This window comes from Allosphingosinicella sp., from assembly GCF_046295735.1.
GTDB lineage: Bacteria > Pseudomonadota > Alphaproteobacteria > Sphingomonadales > Sphingomonadaceae > Allosphingosinicella.
On the sequence record NZ_JBKBMQ010000004.1, the window covers coordinates 112,184 to 135,080 of the forward strand.

At 70.8% G+C, this 22,897-nt stretch carries 25 protein-coding genes and 1 pseudogene; 15 read left to right on the top strand and 11 right to left on the bottom strand.

Translation table 11 applies throughout. The features are described 5' to 3' along the window. Entirely contained in the window at window positions 1-1,578 is a 1,578-nt protein-coding gene (locus ACK4K7_RS05315) for a hypothetical protein (protein WP_431864188.1), read from the top strand. A 14-nt stretch (window positions 1,579-1,592) separates the two neighbouring features. Here ACK4K7_RS05315 and ACK4K7_RS05320 read toward each other — a convergent pair whose 3' ends face one another. Further along, window positions 1,593-2,348: a 3-hydroxybutyrate dehydrogenase gene (locus ACK4K7_RS05320; RefSeq protein WP_431864189.1), complete on the bottom strand. Its 756-nt coding sequence runs from the start codon at window positions 2,346-2,348 to the stop codon at window positions 1,593-1,595. Window positions 2,349-2,472: 124 nt separating this feature from the next. Between ACK4K7_RS05320 and ypfJ the strand changes: the two genes are divergently transcribed. Continuing rightward, the gene (ypfJ, locus tag ACK4K7_RS05325) at window positions 2,473-3,390 is read left to right on the top strand and encodes a KPN_02809 family neutral zinc metallopeptidase (RefSeq protein ID WP_431864190.1); all 918 of its coding nucleotides are present in this window, start codon (window positions 2,473-2,475) and stop codon (window positions 3,388-3,390) included. 103 nt (window positions 3,391-3,493) lie between these two features. Here ypfJ and ACK4K7_RS05330 read toward each other — a convergent pair whose 3' ends face one another. Next, a complete protein-coding gene (locus ACK4K7_RS05330) occupies window positions 3,494-3,979 on the bottom strand; it encodes a MerR family transcriptional regulator (protein WP_431864191.1) in 486 nt (161 codons plus the stop codon). Window positions 3,980-4,027: 48 nt separating this feature from the next. Between ACK4K7_RS05330 and ACK4K7_RS05335 the strand changes: the two genes are divergently transcribed. The 3 genes and pseudogenes from ACK4K7_RS05335 to ACK4K7_RS05345 all read left to right on the top strand — a co-directional run. Beyond that, window positions 4,028-4,822 carry a MauE/DoxX family redox-associated membrane protein gene (locus ACK4K7_RS05335; RefSeq protein WP_431864192.1) on the top strand — a complete coding sequence of 265 codons (795 nt, stop codon included), beginning with the start codon at window positions 4,028-4,030 and terminating at the stop codon, window positions 4,820-4,822. 98 nt (window positions 4,823-4,920) lie between these two features. Further along, complete coding sequence (locus ACK4K7_RS05340) at window positions 4,921-5,301, top strand: NADH:ubiquinone oxidoreductase subunit NDUFA12 (protein WP_431864193.1); 381 nt, start codon at window positions 4,921-4,923, stop codon at window positions 5,299-5,301. Window positions 5,302-5,538: 237 nt separating this feature from the next. Then, a pseudogene (locus ACK4K7_RS05345) lies at window positions 5,539-5,709 on the top strand (DUF2155 domain-containing protein); the annotation flags it as partial. Between the two features lie 35 nt (window positions 5,710-5,744). On the opposite strand, the gene aat reads toward ACK4K7_RS05345, so the two are convergent. From aat to dmeF, 3 genes are all read right to left on the bottom strand, one after another. Then, complete coding sequence (gene aat, locus ACK4K7_RS05350) at window positions 5,745-6,479, bottom strand: leucyl/phenylalanyl-tRNA--protein transferase (protein ID WP_431864194.1); 735 nt, start codon at window positions 6,477-6,479, stop codon at window positions 5,745-5,747. A gap of 49 nt (window positions 6,480-6,528) precedes the next feature. Beyond that, the gene (arsC, locus tag ACK4K7_RS05355) at window positions 6,529-6,876 is read right to left on the bottom strand and encodes an arsenate reductase (glutaredoxin) (protein WP_431864195.1); all 348 of its coding nucleotides are present in this window, start codon (window positions 6,874-6,876) and stop codon (window positions 6,529-6,531) included. 68 nt (window positions 6,877-6,944) lie between these two features. Next, on the bottom strand, window positions 6,945-7,895 hold the full coding sequence (gene dmeF, locus ACK4K7_RS05360) for a CDF family Co(II)/Ni(II) efflux transporter DmeF (protein ID WP_431864196.1): 951 nt from the start codon (window positions 7,893-7,895) through the stop codon (window positions 6,945-6,947). A 124-nt stretch (window positions 7,896-8,019) separates the two neighbouring features. On the opposite strand from dmeF, the gene typA reads away from it, so the two are divergent. Next, window positions 8,020-9,852 (top strand): translational GTPase TypA, encoded by a 1,833-nt coding sequence (gene typA, locus ACK4K7_RS05365; RefSeq protein WP_431864197.1) that lies wholly within the window; start codon window positions 8,020-8,022, stop codon window positions 9,850-9,852. A gap of 307 nt (window positions 9,853-10,159) precedes the next feature. On the opposite strand, the gene ACK4K7_RS05370 is transcribed toward typA, so the two are convergent. The 3 genes from ACK4K7_RS05370 to ACK4K7_RS05380 form a co-directional block, all read right to left on the bottom strand. Next, window positions 10,160-10,543, bottom strand: coding sequence for a type II toxin-antitoxin system VapC family toxin (locus ACK4K7_RS05370; RefSeq protein ID WP_431864198.1), 384 nt, complete (start codon window positions 10,541-10,543; stop codon window positions 10,160-10,162). Next, window positions 10,540-10,794 (bottom strand): type II toxin-antitoxin system Phd/YefM family antitoxin, encoded by a 255-nt coding sequence (locus tag ACK4K7_RS05375; protein WP_431864199.1) that lies wholly within the window; start codon window positions 10,792-10,794, stop codon window positions 10,540-10,542. Before ACK4K7_RS05375 ends, ACK4K7_RS05370 begins: the two co-directional genes overlap by 4 nt. A gap of 1,045 nt (window positions 10,795-11,839) precedes the next feature. Further along, a complete protein-coding gene (locus ACK4K7_RS05380; RefSeq protein ID WP_431864200.1) occupies window positions 11,840-12,067 on the bottom strand; it encodes a helix-turn-helix domain-containing protein in 228 nt (75 codons plus the stop codon). A gap of 121 nt (window positions 12,068-12,188) precedes the next feature. Between ACK4K7_RS05380 and ACK4K7_RS05385 the strand changes: the two genes are divergently transcribed. From ACK4K7_RS05385 to ACK4K7_RS05395, 3 genes are all read left to right on the top strand, one after another. Continuing rightward, window positions 12,189-12,674 carry a hypothetical protein gene (locus ACK4K7_RS05385; RefSeq protein WP_431864201.1) on the top strand — a complete coding sequence of 162 codons (486 nt, stop codon included), beginning with the start codon at window positions 12,189-12,191 and terminating at the stop codon, window positions 12,672-12,674. Between the two features lie 494 nt (window positions 12,675-13,168). After that, complete coding sequence (locus ACK4K7_RS05390; protein WP_431864202.1) at window positions 13,169-13,909, top strand: Crp/Fnr family transcriptional regulator; 741 nt, start codon at window positions 13,169-13,171, stop codon at window positions 13,907-13,909. 94 nt (window positions 13,910-14,003) lie between these two features. Continuing rightward, window positions 14,004-14,783, top strand: coding sequence for a class I SAM-dependent methyltransferase (locus ACK4K7_RS05395; RefSeq protein ID WP_431864203.1), 780 nt, complete (start codon window positions 14,004-14,006; stop codon window positions 14,781-14,783). Window positions 14,784-14,807: 24 nt separating this feature from the next. On the opposite strand, the gene ACK4K7_RS05400 is transcribed toward ACK4K7_RS05395, so the two are convergent. Together ACK4K7_RS05400 and ACK4K7_RS05405 are read right to left on the bottom strand one after the other, a co-directional pair. Then, entirely contained in the window at window positions 14,808-15,404 is a 597-nt protein-coding gene (locus ACK4K7_RS05400; RefSeq protein WP_431864204.1) for an SOS response-associated peptidase, read from the bottom strand. Between the two features lie 52 nt (window positions 15,405-15,456). Then, the gene (locus ACK4K7_RS05405; protein WP_431864205.1) at window positions 15,457-15,867 is read right to left on the bottom strand and encodes an EVE domain-containing protein; all 411 of its coding nucleotides are present in this window, start codon (window positions 15,865-15,867) and stop codon (window positions 15,457-15,459) included. A gap of 52 nt (window positions 15,868-15,919) precedes the next feature. Here ACK4K7_RS05405 and ACK4K7_RS05410 point away from each other — a divergent pair, with 52 nt between their 5' ends. Then, window positions 15,920-16,447 (top strand): hypothetical protein, encoded by a 528-nt coding sequence (locus tag ACK4K7_RS05410; RefSeq protein ID WP_431864206.1) that lies wholly within the window; start codon window positions 15,920-15,922, stop codon window positions 16,445-16,447. Between the two features lie 248 nt (window positions 16,448-16,695). After that, a complete protein-coding gene (locus ACK4K7_RS05415; protein WP_431864207.1) occupies window positions 16,696-17,412 on the top strand; it encodes a cell wall hydrolase in 717 nt (238 codons plus the stop codon). Here the strand turns inward: ACK4K7_RS05415 and ACK4K7_RS05420 are convergent. Then, complete coding sequence (locus ACK4K7_RS05420) at window positions 17,403-17,981, bottom strand: alpha-ketoglutarate-dependent dioxygenase AlkB (protein ID WP_431864208.1); 579 nt, start codon at window positions 17,979-17,981, stop codon at window positions 17,403-17,405. The genes ACK4K7_RS05415 and ACK4K7_RS05420 overlap by 10 nt on opposite strands. 454 nt (window positions 17,982-18,435) lie before the next feature. Between ACK4K7_RS05420 and trpD the strand changes: the two genes are divergently transcribed. Genes trpD through trpA form a run of 4 tightly spaced genes read left to right on the top strand, consistent with a single transcriptional unit; the run spans window position 18,436 to window position 22,871 of the window. Further along, window positions 18,436-19,500, top strand: a complete 1,065-nt coding sequence (trpD, locus tag ACK4K7_RS05425; RefSeq protein ID WP_431864209.1) for an anthranilate phosphoribosyltransferase — start codon at window positions 18,436-18,438, stop codon at window positions 19,498-19,500. After that, window positions 19,493-20,905, top strand: a complete 1,413-nt coding sequence (gene trpCF, locus ACK4K7_RS05430; RefSeq protein ID WP_431864210.1) for a bifunctional indole-3-glycerol-phosphate synthase TrpC/phosphoribosylanthranilate isomerase TrpF — start codon at window positions 19,493-19,495, stop codon at window positions 20,903-20,905. Before trpD ends, trpCF begins: the two co-directional genes overlap by 8 nt. Beyond that, the gene (gene trpB, locus ACK4K7_RS05435) at window positions 20,899-22,080 is read left to right on the top strand and encodes a tryptophan synthase subunit beta (RefSeq protein ID WP_431864211.1); all 1,182 of its coding nucleotides are present in this window, start codon (window positions 20,899-20,901) and stop codon (window positions 22,078-22,080) included. The genes trpCF and trpB overlap by 7 nt, the downstream gene beginning before the upstream one ends. Continuing rightward, on the top strand, window positions 22,077-22,871 hold the full coding sequence (gene trpA, locus ACK4K7_RS05440) for a tryptophan synthase subunit alpha (RefSeq protein ID WP_431864212.1): 795 nt from the start codon (window positions 22,077-22,079) through the stop codon (window positions 22,869-22,871). Before trpB ends, trpA begins: the two co-directional genes overlap by 4 nt. The last annotated feature ends 26 nt before the right edge of the window (window positions 22,872-22,897 follow it).

Here is a 22,897-nt window from a genome sequence, read left to right on the forward strand (position 1 = left end):
ATGAAGAAGAAGCTTTTCGCGGGCGCGGCCGTCATGCTCGCGCTCGCCTGGTCCGGCGGACCGGCGCTCGCCAAGACCGAGCCGGGCAAGCCCGCCGCCGCCCGCGCCGGCGGCGCCAAGCCGAGCGGCAACGAGGTGGAGCGGGCGCTGGGCGCGCTCGCCGAGCTCGACGAGGAGCGCCTGGGCCGCGACCGGGCCTATGCCGAAGCGACGCTGCGCCACATCCGCCTCGCCCGCACGATCCCGTCCGATGCGGGGGTGGAAATCGCATTCCTTCGGATCGAGATCCTCGCTTATGTCACGCTGGGGCGGCACGAGGAGGCACGCCGCGTCTCCGAGCGGCTGCTGGCGACCGGCACCGATGAGGCCTCCGATTATTGGGAGGTCTGGATCGCCGCGGCGGAAGCGGAGAGCCGCGAGCGGATGGCGGCGGTGATCGTCGCCGCGCTGGCGGCGGTGCGGGCCGAGGACGAACGCGCGATCCTGTTCGAGATCTTCAACCCGGAAGCCGTGTGGGACATCTATCGTGGGCTGACCCGCGAGGAGAAACGGGATCAGCAGCTCGCCATGGCGGAGGCGCTGGTCGCCGCCGGCTGGCCGGGCGAGTCCGATGCCGATTCGCGCGATTCGATGCGCATGGCGGTGGTGCGCGCGCGGACGGAGCGGGGCGATCTCGCCGGCCTCGCGCCGATCGCCGACGGCATCCGCTCGGTCCGCTCGGTGCTCGAACTGGTGGTGCTGCGCAAATATGAAGCGCTGGGGCTCGGCGCCGATCCCGCCGCGCGACTGCAGGCGGCGCTGGCCGATAGCGACCGGACGACCGCGGCCGCCCTGGCCCGCCAGCCTGACGATCCCGCCGTCCTGCTCGAACGCGTGCAATATCTGCGCCGCGCCGGCCGCAGCGCGGAGGCGTTCGGGCTGGTCGAGCCGCGCCTGTCCGATCCGGCGGCCATGGCCCGCGAGTCGGAAAAAGGCATGTGGCTGGTGAACGAGGCGGCCTACGCCCTCTCCGATCTCGGCCGGGCAAGCGAAGCCGCGGATCTGATGGGCCGTCTCACCGTCCTCGATCCGGCGGCGCATCCCTATCTGATCAACCTCTTCATCAACCACCTTAGCGTCCTTTGGGAGGCGGAGCGGGCGGCCGAGTCGCTGGAGCGGGTGAAGGTGCTGGAAGGCGCGCAGGGTCGCTATGCCAGCATGTTCGGCAAGATGTGGATCTGGGCGGGGGGAGTGTGCGCGCTCGCCCAGCTCGGCCGCGGCGACGAAGCGGCGCCCTGGCTCGCGAAGCTGTCGGAAAATTCCCAGGAGAACGGCGCCGCCCACACCCGCGCCCTCCTTTGCATGGGCGACGAGGACGCGGCGGAGGCGCTGCTCGTCCGGCGCCTGGGAGGGGACGACGCCGACCGGCTGGTGATCGGCCTCCAGGATTATCGCGGCGGCACGCTCGTCGCGCCCGCGCAGGCGCTGGACGACCGGCTGATGCGGGTTCGCGAGCGACCGGCCGTCCGGGAGGCGCTTGAACACGTCGGCCGCGTCATGGAGCTCCCGCTGTCGCGCACCTATTACGGCTCCATGTAGCCCGGCCCCCGCGCCTATTGCGCCGTCCAGCCGCCGTCCATCGACAGGTTGGCGCCGGTGATCGCCGCCGCCTCGTCGCGGCACAGGAACAGAGCGAGCGCCGCCACCTGGTCGACCGTCACGAATTTTTTGGTCGGTTGGGCGGCGAGCAGCACGTCGTTCATAACCTGCTCGCGGGTGAGGCCGCGCGCCTTCATCGTGTCCGGTATCTGGTTCTCGACCAGAGGCGTCCAGACATAGCCGGGGCTGATGCAGTTGACGGTGACGCCGCTCTGCGCGTTTTCCAGCGCCACCGCCTTGGTGAAGCCGGCGACGCCATGCTTGGTCGCGACATAGGGCGCCTTGTTGGGGCTCGCGACCAGGCTGTGCGCCGACGCGGTGTTGATCACCCGGCCCCAGCCCCTGGCCTTCATCGCCGGCAGCGCCAGCCGGGTCGTGTGGAACACCGCCGACAGGTTGAGCGCGACGATCAGGTCCCATTTGTCGGTCGGGAACTGGTCGACCGGGGCGACGAACTGCATGCCGGCATTGTTGACCAGGATGTCGATCTCGCCGGCTTCCTCCATCATCGCCGCGATCGCGGACGGATCGGTGAGGTCCGCGCCGATGTGGCGCGCGCCGAGCTCGTCCGAAAGCCGCGCGATCTCCTCCTCCGCGCCGAAGCCGTTCAGGACGACCCGCGCGCCTTCCGCCGCGAACGCCCGGGCGATGGCGAGGCCGATGCCGGAGGTGGAGCCGGTAACGAGTGCCGTTTTGCCGGAAAGCAACATGAACCGCCTTTCAAATTGTGACGCCGGCTGTTTCGCCCGGCCGCGACGCCTTTGCAACGGCCTTCGAATATGGAACCTCCCTCCGCATCCGCACATTCCCCCGCGGTTCGGAGGAGAAGAGTTCATGCGGTTCGGAGGGCGCAGGACGAGCGGCAATGTCGAAAGCCAGCGCGGCCAGAGCTTCGGCGGCGGCGGCTTCGGCGGCGGCCGGGGCGGCGGGCTCGGCGGGCTGGTCTTCGGGCTGGTGCTGAACCGCTTCGGGATCGGCGGCCTGCTGGTCCTGTTCGCGGTGACGATGCTGCTCGGCGATCCGATCGGCCTGCTCGGCGGCGGCGGCGGCGGCCAGCAGACGGCGGTCGCCCCGCACCAGGCCCGCCAGGCCGGCCGCCCGGCCGGCGACGTCTGCGCCGAGGACGAGGTCACCCGTTTCTCCTGTCAGGTCCTCGCCTCGACCGAGGACCGCTGGTCGGAAGTCTTCCAGGCCGCCGGCCAGCGCTACGAGCCGCCGCGCCTGGTCTTCTACGACGGGCGCGGCATGTCGGGCTGCGGCGCGGCGCAGGCGGCGATGGGGCCCTTCTACTGCCCGTCGGACCGGCGCATCTATCTCGACACCACCTTCTTCCGCGAGCTGGAGCGGCGCCACGGCGCGCCCGGCGATTTCGCCCAGGCCTATGTGATCGCGCATGAGGTCGGCCACCACATCCAGACGATCACCGGCATCGCCCGCGACGTCCGCCAGGCGCAGGCGCGCGCCTCGCAGGCGGAAGCGAACGCGCTGCAGGTCCGGATGGAGCTGCAGGCCGATTGCTATGCCGGCGTCTGGGCGGCGCTGGAGCGCGGCGCGATGGAGCCCGGCGACCTGGAGGAAGGGCTGCGCGCCGCCGAAGCGATCGGCGACGACACGCTCCAGCGCGCCGCCGGCCGCCGCGTCGTGCCGGAAAGCTTCACCCACGGCACCTCCGCCCAGCGCCGCGAATGGCTCCGCCGCGGCTTCGATGCCGCCAACCCCGACGCCTGCGACACCTTCTCCGCACGGATCTAGCCCCCTCGCCCCCATAACCCCCTCTCCCAAGGGGAGAGGGTTGGGGTGAGGGGATCGGGCGCTCGAGATCACCCTCCACCACCGCCGCCCTCACCAACTTCGCCTAGGCTCCTTCGTCGCCAAGGCTCCGTATCCTCTCCCGGGGAGAGAGGGGCTTGGAGCCCATACCTCCCCCATGGGAAAAGGGCGCATCGAACGAGGCGAGGATCGGGCAGGGGCCCTCGGCGTCGGCGCCGCAGGCACGCGCCAGCCTTTCCAGCGACGCGCGGGCGCGCTCGAGCCGGGCGATCTCGCGGTCGAGCGCCGCGATGCGGCCTTCCGCCAGGGCGCGGGCGCGGGCGCGGTCGGTGCCGGAATCGAGCGCCAGCAGCTCCGCGATCTCGCTCAGGCGGAAGCCGGCCTCCTGCGCCTGCCGGATGAAGCGCAGGCGCCGCACGTCCTCCGCACCGTAGCGCCGGATCCCGCCGGCGCGCGGCGGCACGTCCAGCAATCCCCTGCGTTGATAGAAGCGGACCGTCTCCACACCCACGCCGCCGGCTTCGGCCAGCCGGGAGATGGTGAGCGGCCGGACCTCTTGACTCCGTACCATGGTACGGAACCTATATGGATTTCCGACGACTGCACAAGGAGACGCGACATGTCGGAATCGAGCGGGGCCGCGGGCGCGGCGATGACCGCGGACCTCTATCGGATGGCGATGCCGAACCACGTCTGCCCTTATGGGCTGAAGGCGAAGCACCTGCTGAAGCGGGCCGGATACGACGTCTCCGATCACCTGCTCGCGACGCGCGAGGAGACGGAGGCGTTCAAGGCGGCGCATGGCGTCGCCACCACGCCGCAAATCTTTATCGGCGGGCGGCGCATCGGCGGCCATGACGATCTTCGGCGCCATCTGGGCAAGCGCGTCGCCGATCCGGGGGCGACCAGCTACCGGCCGGTGATCGCGCTGTTCGCGATGACCGCGATGATGGCGGCCGCGGCCAGCTACGCCGTGACCGGGGAGGCGATCACCGTCCGCGCCGCCGAATGGTTCGTCGCCTTCTCGATGGTGGTGCTGGCGCTGCTCAAGCTCCAGAATGTCGCAACCTTCGCGACCATGTTCCTGAATTACGACCTGCTGGCGCGGCGGTGGGTGCCCTATGGCTATGTCTATCCCTTCGCCGAGGGTCTGGCGGGCCTCCTGATGGTGGCGGGGGCGCTCACCTGGCTGTCGGTTCCGGTCGCGCTGTTCATCGGCACGGTGGGCGCGGTTTCCGTGTTCAAGGCGGTCTATGTCGACCGGCGCGAGCTCAAATGCGCCTGCGTCGGCGGATCGAGCAACGTGCCGCTGGGCTTCGTCTCGCTGACCGAAAATCTGATGATGATCGCGATGGCGCTGTGGATGACGCTGGGCGCGTTCGGCCTGGCGCCCGGCTCCGGCCACGCCATGTAGGCGATGCCCGGCTCCGCCTCTGCCCCGTGCGAGGGGGCTGGCGGCGGCGCCCTCCCAGCCCACTTGCGCGGCACACGTGCGGGGGCTAGTTCGCCGCCATGGGTTTCTTCAAGAATCTGTTCACCTGGTGGGAAGGCGCGAGCCTCGGCACGACGCTCTATACGCGCCGCCACGGCACGCAGGTCGGCAGCGACGCGCTGGGCAACGTCTATTACCAGTCGAAGGACCGGGCGCGGCGCTGGGTGATCTACAAGGGCGCGAACGACGCCAGCCGGATCCCGCCCGACTGGTACGCCTGGATCCACCGGATGATCGACGACGTGCCGGACGAGGCGCTGCCGCCGCCGCCCAAATTCCTGCGCGATCCGACACCCAACCTCACCGGGACGCCGCTCGCCTACCGTCCGCCCGGCGCGCTGGAGCGGGGCGGGCAGCGCGCGGCGGCGAGCGGCGACTATGAAGCCTGGACGCCCGACTGAGGCATGAGGGCCGGATCCGCTCTCGCCGCGGCGGGCATGCTTGTGCTCGCCGCCTGCACGCCGCAGGGCGCGCCCGAGCAGGCCGCCGACAACGAGGCCGCCGCCGAGGCCGAGCCGGAAACGGTGGACGTGCCGCAGGACGTGGCCGAACTCGCGCCCGGCACCACGCCGATGGCGGAGCGGGTGGCGGTGCTCGGCATCCTCAACAAGCGCAACGGCATTTCGCGCGACATCGAGATGCGGCCCGGCCAGGCGACCCGGCTCGGCGACCTTATCGTGAGGCTGCGCGCCTGCGAGACGAGCGCGCCCTGGGAGGTGCAGCGGCTGACCGGCGCCTTCGTCCAGGTCGACGTGCGCGGCCCGGGCGGCGGCCAGTTCGAGCGCGTCTTTTCGGGGTGGCTGTGGAAGGAATCGCCGTCGCTCAACGTCGTCGAGCATCCGGTCTACGACGTCTGGCCCAAGAGCTGCGCGATGACGCATCCCGAGGACGCCGGATCGTCGGCGCCGGCGGCGGCGCCGGCCAGCAACCGGTCGAGCGCGCCGAATTCCGCCGCCACGCCGCGCCCGGCGCCGGCCCCCGCTCCGGCCGCCAGCCCCGCGCCCGCCGCCGAATCCGAGCCGACCGCGGACGAGAGCAACTGAAGATAATCCCGCTGCGGGATTTCGACCGCGCCCAGGCTGCGCAGATGTTCGGTCATGAACTGGCAGTCGAGCAGCCGGAAGCCGCCGACCTTCAGCCGCGCCACCAGCCAGGCGAGCGCCACCTTCGACGCGTCCGCCTCGCGTGAGAACATGCTTTCGCCGAAGAAGGCGCCGCCGAGCCTGACGCCGTAGAGGCCGCCCGCCAGCCGCCCGTCGCGCCAGCATTCGATCGAATGGGCGTGGCCGAGCCGGTGGAGCTGGACGAAGCTGTCCTCGATGATGCCGTTGATCCACGTCTCCTCGCGGCCCGCGCAGAGCCGCAGCACCTCGGCGAAGGCGCGGTCGCGGGTGACGTCGAAGCGGCCGGCGCGCAGCGTCTTGCGCAGCGAGCGCGACAGGCGGAAGCCTTCGATCGGAAGGACGGCGCGGCGGCGCGGCTCCACCCAGTAGATCTCGCCCGCGTCGCGGCTGTCCGACATCGGGAAGACGCCGATGGCGTAAGCGCGCAGCAGCAGCTCGGGATCGATCAGCGCCATGGCCCGGAATTGAAGAGCCGGGCGGGCGCGGTCAACCGCCTTCGCCGCGTCACAGGATTTCGCGCACCACCTCCTGCGGGCGGCACAGGCGCACGCCCTTGTCGGTCTCCACCAGCGGCCGGTTGATGAGGATCGGGTGCGCCGTCATCGCGTCGAGAATCTCCTCCTCGCCGGCGTCGTCGCGGGTGAGGCCGAGCTCCTGCGCCAGCGGCTCCTTCGCGCGCAGCCCCTCGCGCGCGCCGATGCCCGCTTTCGCATAGAGCCGCTTCAGCTCGTCGCGGGCGGGCGGCGTCTTGAGATATTCGATCACCGCGATCTCGGCGCCCGCTTCCTCCAGGATCGCCAGCGTCTTGCGCGACGTGCCGCAATTGGGATTGTGGTAGATGGTGGCCTTCACCGGACGGTCTCCTCCCTCGGGGTTACGGCGGCCCGATAGCGCGGCCGGGCGCGCAAGGGGAGGGGGCTTCACGCCTCCGGCACCACCTCGATCGTGACGTGCGACAGGCGCTCGATCCCGGCGAGCCGCGCCTTGTAGGCGTCCGGGTGGCGCGGGCGCGCGGCGGCGAGCGAGACGAGCAAGGCGAGGTGGTCGGGACCGACCTGCCAGAGGTGGAGGTCGACGACCCGCGCCTCGCCGCCTTCCTCCAGCCGGGCGCGGATCCGGTCGGCGGCCGACGCGTCCGCTTCCTCGTCGAGCAGCACCCGGGCGGCGCCGCGCGCCAGGCCCGCCGACCACCACAGGATCACCGCCGCGCCGACGAGCCCCATCGCCGGATCGAGCCAGGCGGCTCCGAGATAGAGGCCCGCCGACAGCGCGAAGATCGCCAGCAGCGAGGTCAGCGCGTCGGCCAGCACATGATAATAAGCGGCGCGCAGATTGTGGTCGTGATGATGGTGGTGGCCGTGCGCGTGGCCATGGGCGTGCCCGTGGGAATGGCCGTGCCCGTGATCGTGCCCGCGCCCCGACAGCAGCCAGGCGCTGACGAGGTTCACGATCAGGCCCAGCACCGCGACCAGCATCGCCGGGGCGAAGTCGATCTCCACCGGCCGGGCGAGCCGGTGCACCGATTCGCCCGCCATCAGCAGCGCGACGATGCCGAGCACGATCGCGCTGGTATAGCCGGCGAGCGGGCCGACCTTGCCGGTGCCCCAGCTGTAGCGGCGGCTGGTGCGGTGGCGGCGGGCGAAGCGATAGGCGAAGAAAGCGAGGCTGAGCGCCGCGACATGGCTCGCCATGTGCCAGCCGTCGGCGAGCAGCGCCATCGATCCGAACAGCAGGCCGCCGCCGATTTCCGCGACCATGGTGGCGGCGGTGAGCAGGATGACGAGCAGGGTGCGCCGCTCGCTATGCTCCTCGCGCCCGCTCAGATAGACATGATCGTGCGCGTCGGACGCGCGCTGTTGGTGCTGGTTCATCGGCCCTGGACCCCCGTCTGCCCCAGCCGCCGCCGCCGCGAAAGGGCCAAGTGCCTTGTTGCACCGCACAAGCGCGGCTATAGCGCCGCGGAACAAAATCCCCTCGCACGAGAGTTATACGAAGATGAGCCTTCGCAACGTGGCGATCATCGCCCACGTCGATCACGGCAAGACGACCCTTGTCGACCAGCTGTTCCGCCAGTCCGGCACCTTCCGCGACAACCAGCGCGTGGAGGAGCGGGCGATGGATTCGAACGACCTCGAAAAAGAGCGCGGGATCACCATCCTCGCCAAATGCACCTCGGTCGAATGGGAAGCGCCGGACGGGGACAAGACCCGCATCAACATCGTCGACACGCCCGGCCACGCCGATTTCGGCGCCGAGGTGGAGCGCATCCTGTCCATGGTCGACGGCGTCATTCTGCTGGTCGACGCGGCCGAAGGGCCGATGCCGCAGACCAAGTTCGTGACCGGCAAGGCGCTCGGCCTCGGCCTTCGCCCCATCGTCGTCGTCAACAAGATCGACCGCCCCGACGCGCGCCCCGCCGAAGTGCTGGACGAATGTTTCGAGCTGTTCCTCAGCCTCGAGGCCAATGACGAGCAGCTCGATTTCCCCGTCCTCTACGCCTCCGGCCGCGCCGGCTATGCGGGCGAGACGGACGATGTGCGCTCGGGCGATTTGACGCCCCTGTTCCGCAAGATCGTCGATCATGTGCCCGCGCCCGGCCTCGACGCCGACGGCCCGTTCCGGATGCTGGCGACCCTGCTCGACCGCGATCCGTTCCTCGGCCGCATCCTCACCGGCCGGATCGAGAGCGGCCGGCTCGACGTCAACATGCCGATCCACGCGATCGACGTCGACGGCAAGCCGGTCGAGGCCGGCCGCGCCACCAAGGTGTTCGCCTTCCGCGGGCTGGAGCGGGTGCCGGTGGACAGCGCCCAGGCGGGCGACATCGTCGCCATCGCCGGCCTCACCAAGGCGACCGTGTCCAACACGCTCGCCGATCCGGCGGTGACCGAGCCGCTGCCCGCCCGCCCGATCGATCCGCCGACGCTGGCGATGAGCTTCGCCGTCAACGACAGCCCCTATGCCGGCCGCGACGGCGACAAGGTGCAGAGCCGCGTCATCCGCGAGCGGCTGGAGCGCGAGGCCGAAGGCAATGTCGCCATCCGCATCACCGAAAGCGCCGACAAGGACGCGTTCGAAGTGGCCGGCCGCGGCGAGCTCCAATTGGGCGTGCTCATCGAGACCATGCGCCGCGAGGGCTTCGAGCTCTCCATCTCCCGCCCGCGCGTCCTGTTCCGCGACGGCCCCTCGGGCCGCGAGGAGCCCTATGAGACGGTGGTCGTCGACGTCGACGACGAGCATTCGGGCACGGTCGTCGAGAAGATGGCGCAGCGCAAGGCGGAGATGACCGACATGCGCCCCTCGGGCGGCGGCAAGACCCGCCTCACCTTCTCCGCCCCGAGCCGCGGCCTCATCGGCTATCATGGCGAGTTCCTGTCCGACACGCGCGGCACCGGCATCATGAACCGCCTGTTCGAGAAATACGGGCCGTACAAGGGCCCGATCCAGGGCCGGCAGAACGGCGTCCTCATCTCGATGGAGAAAGGCGAGGCGGTGGCCTATGCCCTCAATGCGCTGGAAGAGCGCGGCGTCTTGTTCATCTCGCCCGGCGAGGCGCTCTACGAAGGCATGGTGATCGGCGAGAACGCCAAGCCCCAGGACCTCGAGGTCAATCCCCTGAAGTCCAAGCAGCTCACCAACTTCCGCGCCAGCGGCAAGGACGAAGGCATCCGCCTCACCCCGCCCCGCCGCATGACGCTGGAACAGGCCATCGCCTACATCCAGGACGACGAACTGGTCGAAGTGACGCCGAAGGTCATTCGCATTCGCAAGCGGTGGCTGGACCCCCACGAGCGGAAGAGGCAAAGCCGCAAGAGCGAAGCCGCGTAAGCCGGAGCCGCCGAGCGCAGCGCCGCCGGCCTGAAAGGCCGCCGAAGCAGCGCGAGAGACGGCGAAGGCCGGCCGGCGAGGCGTGCGGCCTTAAGCCGCACGAACTCGTCCGACGTCACGAATTCAGTTCGTGACGGCGTGTGGCGCTTGGGGGTTCACGCAGAGGCGCAGAGACGCAGAGCTGCAAAAATCCTCCCCTCGATCACGAGGGGAGGGGGACCAGCCGCAGGCTGGTGGAGGGGCCGCGCCGAAGGCGCGGAAGGCTTGGTTCACGCGAAGGCGCAAAGCCGCGAAGCCCGCCCGGCGCTCAGCCGCAGCGCAAGACCGCCACCGGATACTCCCCCATCCGCGCATCCTCGCTCATCAACGTCGCCCCTTCGACGATCGCCTGGGCGATCAGCATATGGTCGAAAGGGTCGCGGTGATGCCGTTCGAGCGCGGCGAGGGTCGTCAGATGCGCGGGTTCGAGGCCGAGTTCCTCCAGCCCCCTTTCACGGATCGCCGCCAGCGCCGCTCCGATGTCGAGCCGCAGCTTCCCGATGCCGATCTTGATCGCCGTCTCCCACAGCGAGACGTGGCTGACGAGCACCCGGTTGCCGGCGTCCCCGATGTGCCGCCGCGCCGCCGGGCCGAGCCGCGCGTCGTCGGCCAGCCACCACAGCAAGGCGTGGGTGTCGAGCAGCAGCTTCAAGCGGGCTCCTGCTCGATCGCGTCGAGCATGTCGTCGGGAAGCGCGTCGAAATCCTCGCCGATCCAGATCTTGCCGGCCAGCGCCCCCGGCTCACGGAAGGCGGCCCCTGCGGGCGCGATGCCCTTTAGCTCCGCGATCGGCCGCCCCCGCGACACCACCACGAACGCCGCGCCGGCCTCCGCCTGACGCAGCACCTCGCTCAGCTTCCCGCGAAGCTCCCGAACCCCGATCTGTCGATGCGTGGCGGCCATACTGCCTCCTTGTGGCTACATGATGTAGTCACGAACGTCTCATTTCGCAAGGTGGGATCAGGTCAGGCCCCGGGAGCCAAAGGCCACGTTACGGCGCGGAGCCTTCCAAACTCCTTCCCGGAACGGGGAGGGGGTTCGCCTCGACGCCGGCGACTGCTGGGGCGAGCTTAATGAAGAGGAGCGAGCGTATCTTCGTGAAAGATACAGGCCAGTAACTGGGTTTCTTGGGCGGGTTGCCGACCTCGTTGATGGAGGTCCTCCAGCAAATCCACAATTTGTGACCATTCTGCCGCACGACTCAGATACACGTGGTGGAGCGCAAGTCCGGGCCGTGAATTCCTCAGGATTGGTGTGGGAGCGAGGATCAGGTAATTCAGGCGAGATTGGCAGCGCTTCAGGTGGCAGCCCGATCGGCACGCCTTATATAAGCGAACCGGTTGGGCGGCCCCGGACCGAACCTCCTTCATTCTCGCAGGGAGCAGATCCAGCTGACGAGTCGAAAGCGCGAGGCCCTCTCGCAGGAACCGGGGCGGGTGGAACTGCTAGCGGTGTGGCAGCGGGTGGAACTGCTGGTGGTACTGCCGCGGGTGGAACTGCTGGTGGCATGACAGCCGGAGGAACTGCTCGGGTGCCGCCAGTCACCAACCCTGGTCGAGTTCCGTCTGTCAGTAACCCCGCTCGGACCGAGCGTTCCGCCCCGGGGAATTCGACTATAGGGGGTTCAGAGATTGGAACCCAGGGCAGTATTGGCTCAGAAGTCGGGACCCCCGTCGGTGTTGGTTCGGGGATCGGGACCCCCGTCGGTGTTGGTTCGGGGGTCGGGACCCCCGTCGGTGTTGGTTCGGGGGTCGGGACCCCCGTCGGTGTTGGTTCGGGGAGAGGCAATCCGGCCGGAACCCGTTGCGTGATCATCCTGCCAACGGCTGCTCCCCATTAAGTATACGCCTTAGGCAGAATTGAATTTGAAGCTTGACTGAAATGGTTCCGCTCACGCTTGGCTGCGCTCTCCCCTCGTGTCCAAGGATCTCTCGCGCTCCTCGCCCCATCACTCCACCCGCACCAGCTCCACATGGCTAACCCCCAGCCCCTGCGCGATCTCGTGGAGCGTCACCACGGTTGGGTTGCGCTCCCCCTTCTCCAGCTTGCTCAGATATTGTTGGCTGAGGCCGCAGCGTTCGGCGAGCTGTTCCTGCGTCAGACCGGCCTCCTTGCGAAGGCGCGCGGCGTTGCGGCCGACCAGCTTGCGCATGTCCATGCGCAAAGAGATGGCCATCCGGCGCGAAAGAGTTTATCAACTATAATATGTGGGGCGGCGAGCTGAATCCCCGCTTTTCGTGCAGTTCGGCCGGTCCGGGGCGGGTTGCGCGGCGGCCCGATGGGGGGAGCGAGGCTGGGTGGCGAATGGCGGAAACCCGACCGAGCGGTCCTTCCTCCACGACCTCAGCCGCGAGCTTGCGTCGGCCTCGGCGCGGCTCGCCGCTTATGCCGATGAGGAAGCGCGGCGGCGGGAGGAGGAGGCCTTGCCCCCCATCACGGCGACGCAGCTGCGCGCGCTCCTTGCCGCCCGCCACGCCCGCTCGACCGCCTTCGGAACGGACCTCGTCCATCCGGGCTGGAGCTTGCTGCTGGAACTGTTCCGCGCGCAGCTGGAAGAGCGGCCGGCGCGGGTCGCGCGGCTCACCGCCGAAGCGCGCGTGCCGCCGACCACGGCGCTGCGCTGGATCGACCGCCTCGTGAGCGAGGGGCTCGTCCAGCGCGACCCGCACCTGGTCGCGGGCGGCGGCTCTCATCTGTCGCTCACCGACAAAGGGCGCGATGCGATGGAAGATTATTTCGTCTCCGTGCAGCTCGGCTGGTCCGCGGCGGGCGCACCGGAATGAGGAGGGAAAGGCGGGTCATGGCTGCGGCGGGACGCAGGGCCGTCACGAACTGAATTCGTGACGTCAGTCCTGTCGCCCTTCGGGCGCAGGCTGGCCGGCGCATATTCTCTCTTCGCGCTGCTCCGGCGGCGCTTCACGCCGGCGTCGCCGCGCTCGGGAACATTGCCCCTGTCCTACAGCCCCTCGCCCGGAGCAGGATCGTCCGCATCCGCCCGACTCGGGAGCCTTGCCTAATGCCCCTCAAGCGCCTCTCCCCTTGCCTCCGCGCCTCCGCGCGAAACCCCGTCCGGCCCCGCCGCCCGGCGCCCATGGCCAGTGCGAACATTGGGACCTTTCGCGGCAGCCGCCCCGCCCGAACCCGCCGCCATCTTATCCCAGGTTAAGAGAGACGGACCCAATCTGTGGTAAGGCGGGGCCATCATTGAGCCGTAGTCTTGGCCTCTCAGTGACTGTGAGACCCCCGCGCTCCCGCCGATGTTCATGAGGAGCGTGCGATGCTGTCCCCACCCGATTCCCATCCGCTCGCGCCGATGCTGCGCAAGCTCAGCCTGTGGGGGGCGCTCGCCGACGAGGACCGGCACGCCTTGCTCGAGCTGCCGCACATCGTCCGCGCGCTCGGCCCGGCGAGCCATGTCGTGCGCGAGGGCGACCGGGCGGAACATTGCTGCCTGCTCGTCTCCGGCTACGCCTATCGGCACAAGGTGGTCGGCGACGGCGGGCGGCAGATCCTCGCCGTCCACATGGCCGGCGACCTCATCGATCTGCAGAACGCGCTGCTGCGCACCGCCGATCACAATATCCAGGCGCTCGGCCCCGTGCGGATCGCGCAGATCCCGCGCGAGGCGATCCGCGAGATCGCCTTCGGCCGCCCGGCGGTGGGGATGGCCTTGTGGTACGACACGCTGGTCGACGGCTCGATCCACCGCGAATGGACGACCAATGTCGGCCGCCGCGACGCGCGCACCCGCATGGCGCATTTCCTGTGCGAATTCGGCGTGCGGCTGGAAGCGGCCGGGCTCGGGCGCATCTGCGAATATGAGCTGCCGATGACGCAGGAACAGCTCGCCGACGCGCTCGGCCTCACCGCGGTCCATGTGAACCGCACGCTGAAGGGGCTCGATCGCGACGGCTTCACCCGGCGCGCCAAGCGCTCGGTCTTCATCCGCGACTGGGACCGGCTCGCCGACGCGGGCGATTTCACCAGCGACTATCTCCACCTCCCCGAAGCCGCCTGACCGGCCGGAAGGGGAGAGCGGCCGGGGCCGCTTGCGGCGAGCCGGCGGTTGCGCCACCTTCACGGCGTTAGGCATCGGGCATGGGGAACCGGCCGTGAGCGGAGAGCGCCACAGCGACGGAAGCGCGGGCGACGTCGATTATGGCGAGATCGGCCGCAATTATGCGCGCTACCGCCGGCCCGATCCCTTCATCGCGGCGCGGATCGAGGAGGCGCTGGGCGAAGCGCGGACCGTGCTCAACGTCGGGGCGGGAACCGGCTCCTACGAGCCCGCCGGCCGGGCGGTGACGGCGGTGGAGCCCTCGGCGGCGATGCGGGCGCAGCGTCCCGCGCATCTGTCCGCCGCGATCGACGCGGTGGCGGAGGATCTGCCCTTCGCCGACGCGCGCTTCGACGCCGCGATGGCGATCGTCACCGTCCATCAATGGCGCGACCTGGAGAAGGGGCTGGCCGAGATGCGGCGCGTGACCCGCGGACCGGTCGTGCTGCTGGTCTGCGACCCCGACTTGATGCGGGATTATTGGCTGAACGACTATATCCCCGAAGTGCGGGCGATCGAGGCGCGCCGCTTCCCGCCGCTCGCCCGCATCGCCGCCGCTCTGGGACCGCACGAGGTGCGCGAGGTGCCCGTCCCGCTCGACTGCCGCGACGGCTTCAACGAGGCCTATTACGGCCGCCCCGAAGCGCTGCTCGATCCGGAGGCGCGGCTCGCCTGTTCGAGCTGGAGCCTGGTGCCGGCGGCGGCGGTGGCGCGGTTCGAGGCGCATCTGGCGCGCGACCTCGCCAGCGGCCGCTGGGACGCGACATGGGGCCATCTGCGCCGCCAGCCCTTCTTCGACGGCCCGCTGCGGCTGCTCGTCGGGAAGAGCGGATAGGCCAGCGGCCGGACGCCCCGCGCCTCAGCCGACCGCCATCAGCTGGCTCGGGAAGGGCTGGGCGAGGGCGCACACCTCCTCGGCCTCGCCGATCAGCCAGCGGTCGTAATCCTCCGGCGCAAGGATCACCGGCATCGCCTTTTCGTGCAGCGGCGCGACCAGCGGATTGGGTTCGCAGGTGAGGAAGGCGAAGCGGGGCTTGCCCTCGCTCCAGCGCCAGATGCCGGCGAAGCAGCTTATCGGCGCCGACGGGACGGTGAACCAGTGCTGGGCGGGGCGGCCAGCCTCGTCCTTGCCCGGCTTGGGCTCGGCGAAGGCGGTGAAGGGGACCAGGCAGCGCTGCTCCGGCTTCGCGATGGTCGACCGCCAGAACGGGCTCTGGAGATTGCGCACGTTGGTCACCGGCTTCTGGAGAAGCTTGCCGCTCTTCCCCTTCACGGTCGCGATGATTCCCCAGCTCATGCAGTCGAGCACCCGCTCGCCCGCCTCGCGGCGGATCACGAAGGCGTCATATTTGGGATAGACGAGCTCGGGCACCTCGCGCTCCGGCACGCCGGCCATGGCGCGGGCGACCAGCGCCATCTGCTCGTCCTTGCCGCGGTGGCGATAGAGGTTGCACATCGCTGGGTTCGCTCCTGCCCGGCCCCGACGCTGGCGGAACCGCCGCCGCCGATCAAGTGCCCGGTCGGCCGGCGAGGGCGAGGATGGCTCGCCACTCCTCGGGGCGGACGGGAGAGACCGACAGGCGGGACTGTTTGAGAAGGGCCATGTCCGCGAGCGCGGGCTCGGCCTTCATCTCGGCGAGCGTCACCGGCCGGGGAAGGGGGCGGAGCGGCGCGACGGGCACCTTCACCCATGCGCCGTCCGGGCCGTCCGGCGCGCCCGGGCCGGTGATCCGCGCGATGCCGACCGCGGCCCGGTCGGCGCCGCTATGGTAGAACAGGGCCTCGTCGCCCTCCGCCATGGCCCTGAGGTGCAGGCGCGCGGCATTGTTGCGCACGCCGTCCCACCATGTCGTCCCGTCGCGGACCAGATCGTCCCAGCCATAGCTGCCGGGTTCGGACTTCATCAGCCAATAGGCCATTTCCGCCTCCCGCGGGTTCAAAAGCGCCGGTTCAGCGGTTAAGGCGGTCGGCATGGATTGGAAAGCCGTTGCCGTGGCGTTCGCGCCCGCCGCCCTGCTTCTCGCCGGCTGCGGCGATTCCAGCGCGCCGGACGGCGGCGGCGCCCAGGGCTCGACCACGCCCCGCTACGAGCGGCCGCAGGAGAGCCGGTCGGTGCTCGGCGAGACCGAGGTGCCGGTGCGGATCGGCGAGCTGGGGCCGAGCTTCGCCGCCTGCAACACCCACGGCCGCACCCGCAACCTGTCCGCCGGCGAGACGCTGCCGGTCCGCGCCGCGCCTTATGACGAGGCGCAGGAACGCTCGCGTCTGTCGCCGGACGCCGAATTCTTCATCTGCTCGCGCAGCCACGACCAGCGCTGGCTCGGCATCGTCTATGCCGAAGGCGGCACGGCAAGCCCGGCCTGCGGCGTTTCCGCCCCCGTCACCGCGCGGCGCGATTACGAAGGTCCGTGCGAATCGGGCTGGGTGTCCAGCGCCTTCGTTCGGCTCGTCTCCGGGATCAATCGTCCCGCCGCCGCGGAACAAATGCCAACCAACTGAGTTCCGGGCGTTTTTCGCAACAGTTCCTCAACTCGTCGCAGGAGTCCGGCCGCTCACCGCCTGTGGATAAGTGATCCGGTTGCGGATCGGGGCGGGATCGGTCATCGGCCCCTCAGCACCCAACGCAAGAGCGGGGGGTCGCCGTGAGCCGAAGGGGGCTCGGCGACCGGCAAGTCGGGGGGGCCTGATCGGCGACGCGCTTCTCGCGTCCGGGGGATCGGCCACCGCAGTAACGAAAAAGAGATTGCATGATCCGTTCGGTTCGCGCCGCCGGCATTGCCGCGGCCGTGTTCGGCGCCGCCTCCCTGTTGTTCGGGGGCCCGTCTTTCGCCTGGCAGGGCGATTTCGCCCCCGCCGTCCGTTACACCGCCCATGCGACGGCGGGGTTCCAGGACGAAGGCTTCGGCCTCAACGGCATCGATGCCGGCAAGGTCGACGCGGGCAAGTTCGACGCCGGCCGGCTCGATGCGATCGGCGGCCATGCGCTGGCGAGCTTCACCGAACGGATGGTGGCGCTGGCCGACGCCGCCGTGCCGCGTCCGCGCAGCCTCGAGGAGCAGGTTTCGGCCTACTCCCGCGTGGCGGTCGACAATGCCGAGCAGGAATGCCTCGCCAACGCCGTCTATTTCGAAGCGCGCGGCGAGCCGCTCCCCGGCCAGCTCGCGGTCGCCGAAGTGGTGCTGAACCGCGTCGCGTCCAAGAAATATCCGAACACGATCTGCGAAGTGGTGGTCCAGCCCTGGCAGTTCTCCTTCATCAATCCGCGCACCGGCGTCTTCCCCAAGGCGAACCGCGCCTCGGCCGCCTGGAAGAAGTCGGTGGCGATCGCCCGCCTCGCGGAAGAGAAGCGCGCCACCCTGCTGCCCACCGAAGTGCTCTGGTACCATGCCGATTATGTCGCGCCGGGCTGGGGCAAGCGTCTCACCCGCGAGACCAAGATCGGCCTCCACATCTTCTACACCTGATCCCTCAGCGTCCGGAAGGTGATCGATCGGCGCGGCGCGGCGACGGGCGGGATGCTGTGCTCCCAGCTCTCCCGCGCCGGCCCGCGCAGCAGATAGAGCGAGCGCGGCGCCGCCTCGATCGTGAAGCGGCGCCACCGCCCGTCCTCCAGCCGCCGGAAGCGCAGCGGCGCGGCGGCGCCCAGCGAGATGCCGATCACGTCGCCGAACACCGGCCGGTCGCGGTGCCAGCCGATCCCGGCCCCCTCGCCATATTCGATCAGCAAGGCATGGACGAGCGCGTCCGCCGGAAGGCCGGCGACGGCGGCGGCGCGGGTCCGCACCGGCTCCAGCCAGTCCGGCATCGGCGCCGCTTCCTCCAGCCCGCGCCCGTCGAAGCGGTAGTGCCAGCCGAACGAGATGGTGCGCCGCTTGCCGACAAATCCGTGGAATTCGAACGGCCGGAACGGCAGCGCCGCCATCCGCGCGGCCAGCGCCGCTTCCTCCGCCGCGTCCAGGAAATCGGGCCGGTAGACCAGCCCGTCCGGCCCGGCCGGCGCGGCTCCGAACATGTCGATCTGTCTCGCGGCCATGCGGCATCAACGCACGTCGAGCGACAGCGGTCGCAGCGGAGCGTCCGCCCGGTTCCCCTCCCTGGGAACAGGGAGGGGCCAGGGGTGGGTCGGTCTCCGCCGGCAGGGCGCATCCGGAGACGCACCCACCCCCGGCCCCTCCCTGCGTGCAGGGAGGGGAGTGCGGCACGCGCAACCCATCCAAAAAAACCAGCTTGACGTTTCCGCAGCTAATCCCCAGCCTTAGGGGCATGAACGCGGCTGCGCAGCTTTCCGGCCTGACCGGCGCCCTTTCGGCGCCCGCCGGCGCGCGCGTCCCGATGCAGGCCTGGCTCTGGTGGCGAAACATCCCTTCCGCGGCGGCACGCCTGCGTCGATGGTGACGGCGACCTTCTAGTCTCCCTCTTCCACCTGACCCGAGCCCGCCGCGCCCCGGCGGGCTTTTTCGTTTCATCAGGCCAAGGTCACCATCGCCATGTATCGCAGCAACGCCACCATCGACGTCCTTCCGCAAAGCCGGCCCGAGGAGCTGGCCGAATCCGCGCTCGCCCGCCTCTATGGCGGCGAGGATCTGAGCCAGGCCGAGGCCGAGGCGCTGTTCGGCCAGCTGGTCGCCGGCCGCCTCGGCGAGCCCGCCATCGCCGCCATGCTGGTCGCGCTGCGCCTGAAGGGCGAGACGGCCGACGAGCTGATCGGCGCCGCCCGCGCCCTGCGCGCCGCCGACGCGCCCTTCGACCGGCCGGACTATCTGTTCGCCGACAGCTGCGGCACCGGCGGCGACGGATCGGGCACGATCAACGTCTCGACCGCGGTCGCTTTCGTCGCGGCGGCGGCGGGGCTTCCGGTCGCCAAGCACGGCAACCGTTCGGTCACCTCGCGCTGCGGATCGGCGGACGTATTGGAAGCGCTCGGCGTCCGGCTCGACGTGCCGGCCGACACCTCCCGCCGCGCGCTGGACGAGACCGGCATCTGCTTCCTGTTCGCGCCCGATTATCATCCCGGCCTGCGCCATGCCGGGCCGGTGCGCCGCGCGCTCAAGGTGCGCACGATCATGAACATGCTGGGTCCCTGCGTGAACCCGGCCGAGCCGCCGGTGCAGCTGCTCGGCGTCGCCGACGCGCGGCTGGTGGAGCCGATCGCGCGCACGCTGGCGGCGCTCGGCGTCGGCCGGGCGCTGATCGTCCACGGCTCCGGCCTCGACGAGGTGGCGCTCCACGGCGAGACGGTCGCGGCGCGGGTCGACGGCGAGGCGGTGACCCCGCTCGTCATCCGGCCGGAGGATGCCGGGCTGGAACGGGCGCCGCTCGTCGCGGTGCGGGGCGGCGGGCCGGAGGAGAATGCCGCCCGCCTGAAGGCGCTGCTCCAGGGCCGCGGACCCGACGCCGACCGCAAGGTGGTGGCGCTCAATGCCGGTGCCCTGCTGATGACGGCGGGGCTCGCTTCGGACTTCGCCGAAGGCGTCGCCCTCGCCGCCGACACGCTCGCTTCCGGCGCGCCATATCGCATCCTCGCCGCCTTCGCGGAGGCGACCCATGCGTGATCCGGGCGGCGTCCTCGGCGCCATCGTCGCGCGCAAGCGCGCCGACGTGGCGGAGCGGCTGCGCGGCGCGTCGCTCGCCGATCTGCGCGCCCGCGCCGAACCGACGCGGCGGAGCCTGCGCGCCGCGCTCGCCCGCCCCGGCGCCCGGTTCATCATGGAGGTGAAGCGCGCCTCGCCCTCCAAGGGCGTGCTGCGCCCCGGCGCCGATCCCGAGCGGATGGCGCACGCCTATCGTGGCGCCGCCGACGCGATGAGCGTGCTGACGGACGCGCCTTTCTTCGGCGGCTCCTTCGCCGATCTCGCGGCGGTGCGGCGCCGGTTCGGCGGCCCGATCCTCGCCAAGGACTTCATCGTCGACGTGCGCCAGGTGCCGGAGGCGCGGCTGCACGGCGCCGACGCGGTGCTCGCCATGCTGTCGGTGCTGGACGACGCGGAGGCCGCCGCCTTGATCCGCGAGGCCCGCCGGCTCGGCATGGACGTGCTGGTCGAGGCGCACGACGCGGACGAGGTGCACCGCGCGGTCCGGCTCGGCGCCGCCATCGTCGGCATCAACAATCGCGACCTGCGCACGCTGCACGTCGACCTCTCGGTCACCGAGCGGCTGGCCGGCCTCGTCCCGGCCGACCGGCTGGTGATCGCCGAATCCGGGATCGAGGACCGGGCGGACGTGGAGCGGCTGGCGCCTCATGCCGACGGCTTCCTGGTCGGATCGTCGCTGATGCGGGCGGCGGCGCCGGCGCGGGCGGCGCGGCGGCTCGCCTTCGGCCGGGTCAAGGTCTGCGGCCTCACCGACGCGCACGATGCCGAGATGGCGGCGGCGATGGGCGCCGGCATTGCCGGCATGATCCTGGTGCCCGGCACCCCGCGCGCGGTGACGGTGCGGCAGGCGGAGCCGGTTGCGGAGGCGGCGCGGGCGAACGGCGCCGCAGCGGTCGGCGTGTTCCGCAACGAACAGGCGGCGCGGGTCGCCGACGCCGCCCGCGCGCTGCGGCTCGACGCGGCGCAGCTCCACGGCGCCGAGGACGCGGCCTATATCGCCGATCTGCGCGGGCGCCTGCCGGAGGCGTGCGAGATCTGGGCGGCGGGCGCGGTCGGGCGGGAGCTTCCCGCGCCGCGTCCGGGCGCCGACCGCATCCTGTTCGACACCGAGGTGAAGGGCGCGAGCGGCGGCACCGGCATCGCCTTCGACTGGTCGCGGCTGCGCGGTCGGGCGGAGCTGCGCACCGGCCTGCTCGCCGGCGGGCTGAAGGCCGCCAACGCCCGCGCCGCGGCCCGGGTCGGCGCCTATGCGCTCGACGTCAATTCGGGCGTGGAGATGGCGCCCGGCCGCAAGGACGCCGGCCGGATGCACGCCTTCTTCGAAGCGCTTCGTCCGGACGGCCGGGGGGACGCGCGCTCATGCTGACGCGCGGCCGCTTCGGCGCCTATGGCGGCGCTTACGTCCCCGAAATCCTGATGCCGGCGCTGGAGGAGCTCGAAGCGGCCTTCCTCGCCGCTCAGGAGGACGAAGGCTTCCAGGCGGAGCTCGCCGAGTTGCTCGCCAAATATGCCGGGCGGCCGACGCCGCTCACCCGCTGCCGCAATCTCGCCGCCGGCAAGGCGCGGCTCTATCTGAAGCGCGAGGACCTGCTCCACGGCGGCGCGCACAAGACCAACCAGGTGCTCGCCCAGGCGCTGCTCGCCAGGCGGATGGGCAAGCGGCGCATCATCGCCGAGACGGGCGCGGGCCAGCACGGCGTCGCCACCGCGCTCGCCGGCGCTTTGTTCGGGCTCGACACCCGCATCTATATGGGCGCCGACGACGTCGCCCGGCAAAGGCTGAACGTCTTTCGCATGCGGCTGATGGGCGCAGAGGTGGTGCCGGTCGAAAGCGGCGGCCGCACGCTGAAGGACGCGGTGAACGAGGCGCTGCGCGACTGGACGGCGAGCTTCGCCGACACCCATTATCTGCTCGGCACCGTCGCCGGCCCGCACCCCTTTCCCCTGATGGTGCGCGAATTCCAGCGGGTGATCGGCAAGGAGGCGCGCGCACAACTGCTGGCGGAGGAGGGGCGGCTGCCGGACGCGGTGATCGCCTGCGTGGGCGGCGGTTCCAACGCGATGGGCATGTTCTTCGACTTCGTCGGGGATGCGGACGTGCGGCTGATCGGCGTCGAAGCCGCCGGCAAGGGGCTCGACGGCCGCGAACATGGCGCCACTTTGCTGCGCGGCCGGCCCGGCATCCTCCACGGCGCCGAAACCTATCTGTTGCAGGACGACGAAGGGCAGGTGGACGACACTTGGTCGGTTTCGGCCGGGCTCGATTATCCCGCCGTCGGGCCGGAACATGCATATTTGAAGGACAGCGGCCGCGCCGAATATGTCGGCTGCACCGACCAGGAGGCGCTGGACGCCTTCGCGCTTCTCGCCCGCTCCGAAGGGATCGTCTGCGCGTTCGAAAGCGCCCATGCGCTGGCGCACGCGCTGAAGCTCGCCGACGCCGCGCCGGAAGGGGAGGCGCCGCTGCTCGTCGTCAACCTGTCGGGCCGCGGCGACAAGGACATGGAACAGGCGCAGCGCCTGCTGGGCTTCGCGCCATGAGCCGCTACGACGCGATGTTCGCCCGGCTGGCGGCGCGCGGCGAGGGGGCGTTCGGCGCCTTCGTCATGCTCGGCGATCCCGATCCGCGCGCGAGCGCCGCCGTGCTGGACGCGCTGGCGGAGGCGGGGGCCGACATGGTGGAAGTCGGCATCCCCTTTTCCGATCCGGTCGCGGACGGGCCGGTCATCCAGGCGGCGGCGGAGCGGGCGCTTCGCGCCGGCACCCGCCAGGCGGACTGCTTCCGCCTGCTCGCCGATTTCCGCGCGCGCCATCCGCAGGTGCCGGTCGGCATCCTCACCTACGCCAATCTGGTGGTCGCGCGCGGGCGCGCGGCCTTCTACGCCGCCGCGGCGAAGGCGGGGGTGGACAGCGTGCTCGTCGCCGACGTCCCCGCTTTCGAGGCCGAACCCTATGCCGCCGCCGCCCGCGTGGCCGGCGTCGCGCCGGTGCTGATCGCCGCCGCCAACACCCCGCCCGCGACGCTGCGCCGCATCGCGCGGCTGGGGCAGGGCTATACCTATTGCGTCGCGCGGGCGGGCGTCACCGGCGCGGGCGAGGATGTGCGGATCGATCATCGCGCGATGCTGGACGCGCTCGCCGCCGCTGACGCGCCGCCGCCGGTGTTCGGCTTCGGCATCTCGCGCCCCGACCATGTCCGGGCCGCGCTCGGCGGCGGCGCGGCGGGCGCCATCTCCGGCTCGGCGATCGTCGATCTCGTCCACCGCTCCGGCGGCGACCTCGCCCCGCTCCGCCGCTTCGTCGCCGCCATGAAGGACGCGACCCGAGACTGACCGGCGCGGCAGCGGGTCAGAAGATC